This is a genomic window from Sphingobium sp. TomTYG46 (assembly GCF_055396345.1).
This window is the reverse complement of record NZ_AP027325.1, coordinates 557667-570234: the sequence shown is the minus strand read 5'-3', so window position 1 is coordinate 570234 and position 12568 is coordinate 557667. Positions and strand designations below refer to the sequence as shown.

The following is a 12568-nucleotide window of genomic DNA, read 5'->3' as shown; positions in this document are numbered from 1 at the left end:
TTCCCCCCTAACTAATGGTCGATCCACCATCCACCGCGATGCACTGACCACTGATCCACTCGCCATCCCGGCTCGCCAGCAACGCGACCATCGCCGCGATATCTTCCACCAGCCCAAGGCGCGGAGACCGTCCTTCCTCCAGCACCTGCTGCTGAAAATCCGTCGGCATCGTGGCGCGAAGCTCTGGCGTGATCACCAACCCTGGCATGATGGCATTGGCGCGAATGCCCTGCTTGCCCCAGCCGCTGGCGACATGGCGCACCAGCGCGTTGATCCCGGCCTTCGCCATCGCATAGCAGGGGCGCACCGGCTCCCCGGCGATCGCCGCGCCCGATGAGGTATAGATCATGGCCCCGCCGCCGCGCTCAAGCAGCTTGGGCAGGGCATGGCGGGTGATCCGCATCATGCCCTTCAGATTGACGTCCAATGTGCGCTCCATCACCTCTTCGGTCACGGTCAGCGCATCGGTGTCGGAAAACAGGATTTGCAGGTCGGCGAAATTGGCATGCACCGCGTCGATCCCGCCATAGGTCCTTGCCGCCATATCGATCAGCGCCGCAATCGATGCGTCATCGGTCGCATCGAACGCGCATCCGGTGGCGCGGCTGCCCATCGCGGCGATCTCGTCGACCAGGCTGTCGATCTTGTCCTTGTGACTGCCGGGCGCTGCGACGATCAGCGTCGCGCCCTCCGCCGCCAGCCGCAACGCGGTCCCCCGCCCGATGCCGGTGGACGCGCCCGCCACGACGACGACCTTGTCCACCAGACGGCGGCAACCCATGGCCAGATCCACGCTCATCCTGTCTCTCCTATTTTATTCCTGTCCGTAATGAATTTTCTCAGCGGCTGTTCATCCCCTGCCACCCAAGCCCCAGAGATTTCTGAACATTGATAAAACTCACGGTCAGTCCTGCCGCCGCCTGCACCCTTGCCTGCGAAGCCGCCAAAACCAGACGCCGTTGCTTCAAATAGTCTATTCCTGAAATCGTCCCGGCCTGACTCCGCTGCCGCGCAAGCTCTGCTCCCATCGCCGCCTGCCGTTCGGCCCGCGCCAGATCGGCCAGGCTCTCCCGCTGCCGCTGAAACCGCGCCAGCGAACCCTCGGCATCCTGCAACGCTGTCAGCACCGCCGCGCGGTAATCCGCCGCCGCCTCATCCCGCTGCGCTTCCGCCGCATCGATCCGCGCGCGCGCTTTTCCGAAATCGAGGAAAGACCAACTGATGCGCGGCACCGCCGCCACCGTGAATTTGTCCAGATCGACCAGATCCTCCGGCGCCGATCCGCCAAGCCCGATAAGCCCCAGGAAACTGATGTGCGGAAAGCGCGCCGCATCCGCCACGCCGATCCGTGCCGTCTGGGCGGCCAGCTTGCGTTCTGCCGCGCGTATATCGGGGCGGCGCTGCAACAAAGCCGCCGGATCACTCACCGTGACCTCCGCAGGGGGCAGCGGCAAAGCAGCCGACGGGTCGAGCAAGCCGTCCAGCGTCCCCGGAACAGCGCCGGTCAGCACCGCCAGCTTGTCCTTCAACGCGTCGATCTCGGCCCGCATCGGCGCCAACTGCGCGCGCGCGCGATCCCGGTCGGACTCCTGTTGCAGCAGTTCGCCTCGCGCAATCGTCCCCCGTTCAAAACGTTGCCGGGTGAGGGCGACCTCCTCATCCTGCAACGCCAACGCCTCGACACCCAGAGACAGGCGCTGCTGCCGATCGCGCAGCTCGACATAGCTTTGCGCAACCTCCGCCGACAGGCTGACGCGGGAATCGTCCAGCCTTGCCTCGCTCGCCGCGACATCGGCGCGCGTCGCCTCGATAGCCCGGCGGCCGCCGCCGAAGAGATCCAGCTCCCAACTCGCATCGAAACCGACATTGTACAGGTCGAGCGTGGTGGCGCTCCCATCCTCCGACTGTCCGGGCAAGCGCGCCTTGGCATAGATGACTGAGCCGTTGACCGTCGGCAGCTCTTCCGCCCTCTTTTGGCGCAGAGCCGCGCGCGCCTGCCGGATGCGCGCCGCTGCCGCGTCCAGGCGCGGGTTCCCGGCCAATGCCTGATCCATCAACTGGTTCAGAACCGGATCGCCAAGGCTCGTCCACCATGGCGCGGCCGCTTCCACTGGCGCGGCCCCCGCATCTCCCCGGACGAAATGCGGCGGTGGGGCAGGGGCCACGTCCGCAGGGCCGCGATAATCGGGGCCAACGGTGCAGGCCGTGGTCAGGAGCAAGGCAAAGGCAAAGGCGGATCGGTTACGCATCGACAATCTCAATGGGCGGCCACTGGCTCAGCATGCTGTGGCAGCGGGCGGAGGAAAAAGACGAGCGGCGCGGTGCACAGGATGGCGATGATCAGCATCCAGAACAGGTCGATAAAGGCCATGGTGAGCGCCTGCGTCTGAATGCCCTGTTCGATCACGCGCAATGCCGCATCCCGGCCGCCCAGCGCGAGTGCCTGCACATCGACATAATGTTGAAGGTCAAGGCCATTGGCCGCGAGATTCTCCTCCATCCTGCGCGCATGAAGCCACAGCCGTTGGTCCTGCACCACCGCGATCCCCGCCAGCGCGAAGGAGCCGCCCAGATTGCGCGCGGCGTTGTAGAGACCCGACGCGTCCGCAGCCAAAGACATGGGCACGGAACGGATTGCCGCCTGGTTCAGGAACATCATGACGCAAATGGTGCCGACGCCGCGCATCAACTGGGAATCGACGAAATCGGCGCCCGTGGACGCCGACGTCAACGATGTTTCCATATAGGTGCTCAGGATCAGCAGGACCAATCCGATCAGGACCGAAAGATGGATCGGTATGGTGCGGATCGCCCATGGCATGAACGGCATCATGAGCACCATCGGTATCCCCGACAGCAGCACGATCTGCCCCGACTGAAGCGCATTATAGCCTGCGATCAGCGTAAGGAATTGGGGGATCACATAGGATGTGCCGTAAATCACCATGCCGATCATCATCGCCATGATGAACACCGCGCCAAACTGCCGGTCCAGCAACAGGCGCAACCGGATCACGGGCCGTTTGGCCAGCAGCTGCCCGGCCAGCAGCATGGCGAACCCGGACACAGCCGTGATGGTCAGCCATATGATCGTTGATGACTCGAACCATTGCTCCCGCTCGCCCTCCTCCAGCACGACGGTAAGCCCGCCCAGCCCCAGGATAAGGCCGAACACGCCCAGCCAGTCCGCTTCACCGATAAGGTCGAAACGCGGCCGCTCATGGGGAAGCGCGACCAGCAGCAGAAGCAGCAGAGCGATCCCGACCGGCAGGTTGAGGAAGAAGGCATAATGCCAACTGATATTCTCGGTCAGCCAGCCCCCCAGCACCGGCCCCATGATAGGCCCCAGGATCGCGGTCGCCCCGAACAGGGAATTACCCACAGGCTGCTGATGACGCGGCAGTCGCGTCGCGATGATGGTCATCGCCGTGGGGATCAGCGCCCCGCCCGTAATGCCCTGACCGATCCGCCCGCCGATCATGACGGGCAATGTCTGCGCCATGCCGCAGATCATCGAAAATCCCACGAAACCCACGGTAGCGATCAGCAGGAAGTTGCGCAGCCCCAGAAGCCGCTGCAACCAGCCCGCCAAGGGTATGATGATGATTTCCGCGACGATGAACGACGTCGCGATCCAGGTTCCTTCGGTCCCGCTCGCGCCGATTTCGCCCTGTATGATCGGCAGGGCGGAATTGACGATGGAAATGTCGAGCATCGCCATCATCGCACCCAGCGTGCCAGCCGCCACCGCGAGCCAGTCCGCGACGCTTGCGCGCTCGGCTGTCTCAGGCTGGCCTGCGGTCACTTGCGGGCTTCCGGCCGGACCTGCTTGCTATTTTTCAGCCGTTCCAGCTCCTCGCGGGCCGATCGGGTATCCACCGAAACCTCAACCGACATGCCGGGCAGCAACAGCTTCTTGATCGACGGGTCGGCATCTATGGCGATGCGCACAGGCACGCGCTGCACGATCTTGGTGAAGTTGCCCGTCGCATTTTGCGGAGGCAGCAGCGAAAATTGCGCTCCGGTGCCAGGCGCAAGGCTGGCAACATGGCCATGCAGCGTCACCCCCGGCAGAGCGTCCACATCGATCTCCGCCGGTTGCCCCTGACGCATCAGCCCCAGCTGCGTTTCCTTGAAATTCGCTTCCAGATAAAGCTGCTCCACCGGCACGACCGACATCAGGCGCAGGCCAGGCTGGACGAACTGGCCGATGCGCGCCGAAAGATCGCCCACCCGCCCCGCCACGCTGGCGCGTATCACCATGTCCCGGACGTTGCGCTGCGCCGCGTCCAGCTGAGCACGAGCGCTCTGACCTTGCGCTTTCGCCTGGGCGATCTGGGCGCGCAGGCTGCCGATCCGCCGCTCCGCGCCCTGCGTCGATGCTTTTTGCGCCGCCACATCCTGCGCCGCCTGAGCAGCCTGGGTGCGAAGCGTCGCCAGCTTTTCTGCGGGTTCCGCGCCACTCGCCGCGAGCGGACTGTATCGCGCAACTTCGGCCGCTGCGTACCGCGCCTTCGTCTGCGCCGCCGCCAGCATCGCGCGCGCCTGCTCGATCGCCGCTTCCTGTTCCCCGATCAGCGCTTCCGCATTGGCGGCGTTCGCCTGCGCCAGGTTGATCTGCGCCTTACCCTGCGCCGCCTGCGCCGGATAATCGGGCGCTTCTATCCGCAGCAATGGCTGACCGGGCTTCACATCCTGATTTTCATGGACCAGCACTTCACTGACGTAACCGGACACCCGCGCTGAAACGGTGACGCTGTCGGCCTGCAAATAGGCGTCCTGGGTGCTTTGCTGATATTTGCCGTACAGCTGGTAACGGGCAAACCAGAACGCACCAGCTATAAGAATGACCACGGCCGTAATGCCCAGAACAAGGCCCAGCCTCCGCCGCTTCGGGCGGCTTGCCCCTTCGTCAATCGCATCGTCGGGGAGGGGCTCTGCATCGACCGCATCGGCCAACGACCCCTTTGGCTCTGTCATGGAAATCCTACTGTCTGGGCTTCGAAGCGATGACTTAAAGTTTGCCGCAGGCGGAAGGCAAGTTTTTTCCGACGCGGAATCGGAAATGAAATTATGTCAGCAGAAGGATGACGCTGAATCCCACTAGCGCGGACAGGCCGCTGGCCAGGCACAGCAATCGAAATGGACAGAGCAGAAATACCGAGCTGTCAGGTTCCATCCTCTTCCCCATTTTCTTTGGCGGGGTTGCATGGATTATAGGCGATCTACGCCCCGTCGCCAAATGATTTGGACGGTCGGCAGTTGCCCTGTCGCGAAAATGGCAGACGGGCTCTTTTGCGCTTTCCTTACCGGCGGGATGGGGGCTATCCCGCATAGTGATAATATGCGCGTAACCGCCCCCTAATGGAGAGATAGATGTCGCAGCCATTGCTCGACCGGATTGCACTACATGATCTGGTCATGCGCTACTGCCGTGGATGTGATCGCCGCGACTTCGCCCTGGTGCGAACGCTGTATCATGATGACGCGATCGACGATCACGGGGCAATGTTTCAGGGAGGTCCGGACGACTTCGTTGCCTGGCTGCCCGAAATCACCGCGCATTGGGACCTCACTCGCCACAATATTACGAACAGCTTGTTCGTCATTGATGGCGACCATGCCGAAGGTGAACATTATGTGGAGGCATGGCACCGGACCCACGGGCCGGGCGCAAAGCTGTTCATCGCCCTTGGCCGCTATCTCGATCGATATGAACGGCGGGATGGCGAATGGAAATTCACATATCGCAGCCTGGTGTTCGATCATGGATCGATCGTGCCCGTTGATGAAGAGGCTTTTGAACGCATGAGCAAGGACGCACCCAATGGCCGCGCGGGTCGGGATGATCCGTCCTTCCGATATCCCCTGCTGGCGGGGTTGAGCGCATGAGGGCCGCGATCTGGGATGGACAGTCGCTCTTCGTCAGCGACCAGTTGACGCTTCGCGCTGTCGGTCCCGGCGAGGTGCGCGTCCGCGTGCTGCGTTCGGGCATCTGTCATAGCGACATCGCGATGCTGACCCCGCATCTGCCTAACCTGCCGGTCGTCCTGGGCCATGAAGCGGCTGGCGAGATCGCGGAGCTGGGTGCTGGCGTCGAAGGCTGGGCCATAGGCGACCATGTTTGCGTGGGCACGCAAACGCCTTGTGGGGAATGCCGTGAATGCCAGCGTGGCGAACCGCATAATTGCGACATCAATTGGGGCTTCACGCCTGGCTTCCCCTTCACGCTGGATGGAAAGCCGGTTGCGTCCTTTGCCAACGTCTCCTCCTTCGCCAGCGAGATCGTGGTGAAGGCGTCGCAGCTCTTCGCCATCGATGATCTTCCGTTGGACCAGGGCGCGCTGATCGGGTGCGCGGTCTCGACGGGAGTCTGCGCCGCCCGCGTTCTGGGCCGCGTTCGTGCCGGGGACAGAGTGGCCGTTTTTGGTGTCGGCGGCATCGGCGTCAACGCCATCCAGGGCGCCGCCCGCAACGGCGCCCATGTAATCGCTGTCGATGCCAATCCGGCCAAGGAAGCGACGGCGCGGCAATTTGGCGCGACCGACTTTGTATTGGCAGACCCCACACAGGACAGCGAAACGGCCGCCGCCGCCTTGGCTGGCAAATATGGCCCCATCGATGTGGTGGTCGAATGCAGCGGCGCGGTCGGGGCGATCAATACCGCCCTGCGCTGCACGAAGCGCGGGGGACGCGTGGTGCTGATCGGCATGTCACGCCCCGGTGCGGAAGCGGCGCTACCGCTCGGCAGCTTCGTCATGGGTGGCGAGGTGATCGCAACCATGAACGGCGGCGCGCTTCCTGATCGGGATTATCCCGAACTCATCGCGCAGGCGCGGGACGGCCGGTTGAACATCGCCGACCAGATCAGCGGCATCTGGCCGCTCGATCAGATCAACGATGCCATCGCCGCGCTGAAGGCGGGGGAAGTTACCCGCGCCCTCATCGACCACGAAATGTGATTGAGAGCATTGTACTCCCTTCCGTCACCCCGGGCTCGACCCGGGGTCCCGCTGCCTCCGGATTAAGTCTAGAGTCTTTCTGACTTAGATTGAGGCATATCCGGCTCCACGGATGTAATTGGCGCATTCTGCGGGCGGGAAGTGGTCGAGCAGTTTTCCGATGCGTCGCCATGTTGCCTCGACGGTGCGTTCGTTGGCCTTGCGGAGCAGACGCTTGAGCTTGGAGAACATCTCCTCGATGGGGTTCAGGTCGGGCGAGTAGGGCGGCAGGAAGAACAGCCTGATGCCCGCCGCCTTGAGCAATTTGCGCACGCGGCTGCCTTTGTGGCTGCCGAGATTGTCGACCACGATGATGCTGCCGGGTTCCAGCGCGGGGATCAGGAACTGCTCGACCCACGCGGTGAAGCTCTCGCCGTTTATCGGGCCATCGAGGACGCAAGGGGCCACGATGCCATCATGCCTGAGGCCAGCGATGAAGGTCAGCGTCTTCCAGTGGCCATGCGGCACCTTGTCGATCAGCGGCTCGCCCCGGTGATGCCAGCCATGGGTGCGGGTCATGTTGGTCTTCGCCCAGGTCTCGTCGATGAAGACCATGCGCTTGGGATCTACCCAGCGCTGGACCCAGCGCCAGCGGTTGCGGCGTCGGATGACGTCGGGCCGGTCCTGTTCCTTGGCGAAGAGCGTCTTTTTTTAAACGTCTTGCCCAAGCGGCCCATGAACCGCCACAGCGTGTCGCAGCAGACCACCACACCACGCTCTTCACGCAGCTGGGCCAGCAACTCGTGCAGCGTCAGGTCCTTCTTCTGCTCGATCCGCGCAAGCAACCACTCGCGCTCACGCGCCAGCAACGGGAGCATGTGACCGCCGACCTTGCCCGGCTCAACAGACCCGCGCGTTCGCCATGACTGCGCCCAGCGAACCCCCGTGGCCGGGCTCACCTCCAGCAACCGCGCAGCCCCCCGCGCCGACATGCCTCGATCCAGAGCCCGACAAAACCGAACCCGCAAATCCTGTGATAATGGCCTCATCCATGCTGGCCTCCTCACCAGTGGCCACCTTGAATCACACTTCCAACCGTCTGGAAATCCCCAACGATTCATTCAACATCGGAAAGACTCTAAGGTGACGATCATTCAATCCCCCCACATCCTAGGCGTTCAGCATCTGTAGCAACTCGATCCTGTGGCCTTGGGGGTCGAGGATATAGGCCATCTGCAAACCATGTTCGGGTACGTCGGTCGCACCGAGTTCGATCGTCGCACCGGCGGCGGTCGCAGCTGCCAGGGTCGCGTGAAGATCCTCCACCACGAACCCCGTCGTCGCCTCTCCGGTGGCGGGGCAATTCCGGTTGGGATAGCTGACCAGAATGAAGTTGGGGGCGGGCGGCTGGGCGCCAGCAGTCTTGAGGATTACCTCGTTCATCAACGCTTCGCCTTCGCCAAGATTGATATATCCCACCACCTCAAGGCCGAACAGCTGGGTGTAAAAGCGTTCGGCGGCGGCAAGATCCCCAACGATGATCTTGGTGAAACTGAAGGCTAATGCAGCCATTCCTCAACCCCTTCCATGTTACGCATTTATGTGAGACAATCTCCATATCAGCGCCTGAAAATGGCGTAAACCAATCCATCTAATACGCATATAGGAGAGTAGGGTGACCGGACAGGAAGGTGGAGAAGTGCGGTTGTCGGCAGTCTGGCGGACTTTCTGCGACCAGCTGGCGCAGGCGGGCGACGTTCTGGACCGCCCCAGCGCGCCCGGCACCGCGATCGACCAGGCAGAGGGATTGCGTTATCTTTCCCGGCTGACGCGGACGGCGCTCAACATGCTGGTCGATTCCAGCGATCCGGATTTTCCGCGCATTTTCCTGCTGACCGATGACGCGATTAAGATCGGGGCCGATAATCCGGACAATCTTTATCAGCAAATCGTCGTCCGGGGTGATCGCGACTATCGCATCACCGGCAAGCGGAACAGCGTGCCCTATTTTTCGATCGGGTCGAAGGCAAACCGTTACGCCATCGATGGCACGATGGCTTCCACGGGGGAGATCGAACTTGCCGACATGCAGGTCGGGCCGGATGGCAGCTTCGAGATCATTGTCAGCAAGACGCAAAAGCCGGGCAACTGGCTGCCGATGGCGGACGACACGACGCTGCTGATCATCCGTCAGACCTTCAATGACAAGCGTGCTGAAGTCGCGGCGGACGTGCATATCGAACGGATCAGCGAGGGGCCTGCCGTCCCCGTCATATTGGCGCCCGAAACGATCGAAACGCAGCTTAACGGCGCTGCTGCATGGGTGCGCGGAACCGCGAACACCTTCGCGGACTGGTCGCAATGGTTCATGGAACAGCCCAACCGCATCTATGATGGCAAGGAACAGCCGGTTTACCAGCGCGCCGGGGGTGACCCGAAAATCTGGTACGGACATATCTATTACGATCTGGCGCCCGATGAGGCGCTGGTCATCACGGCTAAACCACCGCGCTGCCGCTTCTGGAACTTCCAGATCGACAATTGGTGGATGGAATCCATGGACCATGTGAACCGTAAGGTATGGGTCAACGGCGCGAAGGCGAAATATGAGGAGGACGGCAGCGTCATCCTTGTCTGCGCCGACAAGGACCCCGGCTACGGCAACTGGATCGACCTGTCCGGTCACCGCAAGGGCACCGGCCTCTGGCGCTGGATCGAGGCGGACGAGCATCCGGTGCCGCAATGCAAGGTCGTAAAGCTCTGATCGCCTCGGCTGACTTCTCCGCGCGTATCGTCATATTGGAAGACAGGGAGGCGATACGCGACCTGATCGCGCGCTATGGCCCTTTGGTGGACGCGGGCGATTGCGCGGGTGCCGCCGCTCTGTGGGCCGAGGATGGCGTCTACGAAGTCGGCGGGTTCGGCAGCTACACCGGCCGTGCCGCGATCCAGGCTTTGCTGGAGGGTGAAAGCCACCAGAGCTTGATCCATGGCGGCGCCGCCCATGTCCTTAGCCCGCCGGTCATCGATCTGGACGGCGACAGGGCAACCGCGCGGACCTATTCCGTCGTATTCCGCAAGGCGGGCGATATATGGGAAGCCCACCGCGCCTCCGCCAATATTTGGCATCTCGTGCGGCTCGGCACGGAATGGAAGGTGGCGCGGCGCATCAACCGTTTGCTCGACGGATCGGCCGATGCCCGCGCGCTGATCGGTGGACGATAGCGGCGGGTAACGGGCGTGATCGCCTTACATCGAAGCATCCGCTTCTTTCGTCACCCCGGACTTGATCCGGGGTCCCGCTGCTCGTTCGCATCAGCTAGAAGCGCCCCCGGATCGTGCCCGGCATGAGGATCACTCGGACAGGATCATTCTTTGGCGAAGGGCGGCTCCAACTTGGGGCGCCGCCCTTCGCCTCATGCGGTTCAGGCAGTCTGGCGCGCGGCGGCGAACTGCTTTTTCGCAAAGGCGCAGGCATCCGCCATCGCTTCCTGCGCACCCGGCAGGAAACCGATCCACGACACGAACCCATGCACCATGCCGGGATAGCGCTTCACTTGGACTTCCACCCCGGCCTTTTCCAGCACCGGGCCATAGGCTTCCACCGCGTCGCGAATGGGATCGCATTCGGCGCTGGCGATAAAGGCGGGCGCCAGGCCCTGGTGGCTCGTCGCCTTCATCGGACTGGCGCGGAAATCGTCGTAATCGCTGTCGTCCTTGATGTGCAGTTCCCAGAAATAATGCGCATCTTCCAGGCGCAGCACCGGGCCATTCGCAAATTCCAGCGCGGACCCCTCTTCCGGGATCGGATGGATGCCGGGGCCATACCAGTTGATCTGCGCCGCGATACGGGGCGCGCCCGCGTCTCTTGCCAGAAGGGCACAGGCGCTCGCCAGCACGCCGCCCGCGCTATCGCCAGCGACGGCGATCAGGGCGGGATCGCCTCCCAGTTCAGCCGCATGCGCCGCCGCCCACTGCGTCGCGGCCCAGCAATCCTCGAAGGCCGCCGGGAACTTATGTTCGGGCGCGAGCCGATAGTCGACGGACACCACGATAGTCTCCGCACCCGCCGCCAGTCCGCGCGCGATCATGTCCTGCGTGTCGAGATCGCCCACCACGAACCCGCCGCCATGGAAATAGGCAGTGACCGGGAAAGGTCCCGCGCCCTCGGGCGTATAGATGCGCACCGGTATCTCACCGTTCGGACCCGCAATGGTCCGATCGGCGATCGAGGCAAGGGATACAGCAGGGGGCGGCAGCTGGATCGAACTCGACCGCACCGCCTCCCGCAACGCAGGAACCGGAACAGTCCGGATCGGCGGCCATTCCGGCTGACTGGCGAACATGGCCTCAAGCTGCGGGTCTAGCGGCATCTCTATTCTCCTCGTTTCAATTGTGCATCTTCTTCTTTAATTCACACAGAGCGCCGCCAGAGCGACGCACTGAATATTCCTCACCCTCTAGGTTCTCTTGGCATAGCTAATCCGCGTTCAGCGATGATGTTGCGCTGGATCTGGTCGGTTCCGGCATAGATGGTGTCGGATCGGGACATGAGGTGCATGGTGGTGAGGCTGTCGAACCGTTCGTCGTTTATGCCGATTTCGCCCTGTTGGCCCATGACCGCCATGGCGAGGTCGCCCAATGCGACGTGCCAGCGGGACCAGTAGAGTTTGTAGGTATAGGCGGCGCCTGTGAGTTCGGGGTTGGCTTCGCCGCCGGAGAGCATGCGCAGGGCGTTGTAGCGCATGATCTTGAGGCCCGCATGGGCGGTGGCGATTTTCTGGCGGACGAGCGGGTCTTGTGCCTTGCCGTTGGCCTTGGCGATGGCGATGATGTCGTCCAGTTCGTTCCTGAACTGCATCTGCTGGGCGAGGGTGGAGACCCCGCGTTCAAAGCCGAGCAGCGCCATGGCGACCTTCCAGCCTTCGCCTTCCTGGCCGATGCGGTCGATCGCGAGCGCCTGCGCGCCATCGAAGAACACCTCGGCGAACTCGGCCTCGCCGGTCATCTGGCGGATCGGGCGGGCGTCGACCCCGGGCTGATCCATGGGGACCATGAGGAAGGAGAGGCCCTTGTTGCCGACGCTGCCGGGCTCTGTGCGGGCAACGACGAAGCACCAGTCGGCGATCGTGCCCATCGAGGTCCAGATCTTCTGCCCGTCGATGATGTAGCGGTCACCCTCCAGGCGCGCCTTGGTCTTGACGTTGGCAAGGTCGGAGCCTGCGCCGGGTTCGGAATAGCCCTGGCACCAGATCGCCTTGCCGGTGGCGATGTCGGGCAGGAACCGGGCCTTCTGCTCCTCGGTCCCCATGGCGATCAGCGTCGGCCCGAGCAGCTCGACGCCAAGGTGCCCGGCGCGGGGCGGACCCTTGGCGCGGGCATATTCCTCGGCGAAGATGATCTGCTGCGCGATCGAGGCACCCCGCCCGCCCCATTGCTCGGGCCAGCCAATGACGCTCCAGCGCGCCTCGCCCAGCGCCGCTTCCCAGGCGCGGCGTTCCTCGACATTGTCGACCTGATTGGTCTGGCCGCGAATGGCCTTGAAGGGACCGCTAAGCTGTTCATTGAGCCAGCTGGCGGCCTCCTCGCGGAAGGCTTTGAGTTCAGGGGCGAAGGCAAGTTGCATG

Annotated in this window: 12 protein-coding genes; 4 read left to right on the top strand and 8 right to left on the bottom strand. The window is 63.1% G+C overall.

Translation table 11 applies throughout. The annotated features are described in order from the left end of the window. Positions 1 to 7: 7 nt before the first annotated feature. Genes ACZ5YV_RS15890 through ACZ5YV_RS15875 form a run of 4 tightly spaced genes read right to left on the bottom strand, consistent with a single transcriptional unit; the run spans position 8 to position 4980 of the window. On the bottom strand, positions 8 to 799 hold the full coding sequence (locus ACZ5YV_RS15890) for an SDR family NAD(P)-dependent oxidoreductase (RefSeq protein ID WP_464789354.1): 792 nt from the start codon (positions 797 to 799) through the stop codon (positions 8 to 10). Positions 800 to 839: 40 nt separating this feature from the next. Next, a complete protein-coding gene (locus ACZ5YV_RS15885) occupies positions 840 to 2249 on the bottom strand; it encodes an efflux transporter outer membrane subunit (protein ID WP_464789353.1) in 1410 nt (469 codons plus the stop codon). 8 nt (positions 2250 to 2257) lie between these two features. After that, positions 2258 to 3805 carry an MDR family MFS transporter gene (locus ACZ5YV_RS15880; protein WP_464789352.1) on the bottom strand — a complete coding sequence of 516 codons (1548 nt, stop codon included), beginning with the start codon at positions 3803 to 3805 and terminating at the stop codon, positions 2258 to 2260. Further along, the gene (locus ACZ5YV_RS15875) at positions 3802 to 4980 is read right to left on the bottom strand and encodes an HlyD family secretion protein (protein ID WP_464789351.1); all 1179 of its coding nucleotides are present in this window, start codon (positions 4978 to 4980) and stop codon (positions 3802 to 3804) included. The genes ACZ5YV_RS15880 and ACZ5YV_RS15875 overlap by 4 nt, the downstream gene beginning before the upstream one ends. Before the next feature lie 396 nt (positions 4981 to 5376). Here ACZ5YV_RS15875 and ACZ5YV_RS15870 point away from each other — a divergent pair, with 396 nt between their 5' ends. Together ACZ5YV_RS15870 and ACZ5YV_RS15865 are read left to right on the top strand one after the other, a co-directional pair. Then, positions 5377 to 5892 (top strand): nuclear transport factor 2 family protein, encoded by a 516-nt coding sequence (locus ACZ5YV_RS15870; RefSeq protein WP_464789350.1) that lies wholly within the window; start codon positions 5377 to 5379, stop codon positions 5890 to 5892. Beyond that, positions 5889 to 6962, top strand: a complete 1074-nt coding sequence (locus tag ACZ5YV_RS15865) for an alcohol dehydrogenase catalytic domain-containing protein (RefSeq protein WP_464789349.1) — start codon at positions 5889 to 5891, stop codon at positions 6960 to 6962. The genes ACZ5YV_RS15870 and ACZ5YV_RS15865 overlap by 4 nt, the downstream gene beginning before the upstream one ends. Positions 6963 to 7046: 84 nt before the next feature. Here the strand turns inward: ACZ5YV_RS15865 and ACZ5YV_RS15860 are convergent. Together ACZ5YV_RS15860 and ACZ5YV_RS15855 are read right to left on the bottom strand one after the other, a co-directional pair. After that, positions 7047 to 7990 (bottom strand): IS630 family transposase gene (locus tag ACZ5YV_RS15860; protein ID WP_464786945.1). Its coding sequence is split into 2 segments (ribosomal slippage): positions 7047 to 7652 and positions 7655 to 7990, totalling 942 coding nucleotides; the frame shifts between segments, so codons are not numbered across the junction. A 121-nt stretch (positions 7991 to 8111) separates the two neighbouring features. Then, positions 8112 to 8513, bottom strand: coding sequence for a VOC family protein (locus ACZ5YV_RS15855; protein ID WP_464789348.1), 402 nt, complete (start codon positions 8511 to 8513; stop codon positions 8112 to 8114). Between the two features lie 103 nt (positions 8514 to 8616). On the opposite strand from ACZ5YV_RS15855, the gene ACZ5YV_RS15850 reads away from it, so the two are divergent. Continuing rightward, complete coding sequence (locus ACZ5YV_RS15850) at positions 8617 to 9705, top strand: DUF1214 domain-containing protein (protein WP_464789347.1); 1089 nt, start codon at positions 8617 to 8619, stop codon at positions 9703 to 9705. Beyond that, complete coding sequence (locus tag ACZ5YV_RS15845) at positions 9684 to 10166, top strand: nuclear transport factor 2 family protein (protein WP_464789346.1); 483 nt, start codon at positions 9684 to 9686, stop codon at positions 10164 to 10166. The genes ACZ5YV_RS15850 and ACZ5YV_RS15845 overlap by 22 nt, the downstream gene beginning before the upstream one ends. A 200-nt stretch (positions 10167 to 10366) precedes the next feature. On the opposite strand, the gene ACZ5YV_RS15840 is transcribed toward ACZ5YV_RS15845, so the two are convergent. Together ACZ5YV_RS15840 and ACZ5YV_RS15835 are read right to left on the bottom strand one after the other, a co-directional pair. Then, on the bottom strand, positions 10367 to 11314 hold the full coding sequence (locus ACZ5YV_RS15840) for an alpha/beta hydrolase (protein ID WP_464789345.1): 948 nt from the start codon (positions 11312 to 11314) through the stop codon (positions 10367 to 10369). An 80-nt stretch (positions 11315 to 11394) separates the two neighbouring features. Further along, on the bottom strand, positions 11395 to 12567 hold the full coding sequence (locus tag ACZ5YV_RS15835) for an acyl-CoA dehydrogenase family protein (RefSeq protein WP_464789344.1): 1173 nt from the start codon (positions 12565 to 12567) through the stop codon (positions 11395 to 11397). Position 12568: the final 1 nt, after the last annotated feature.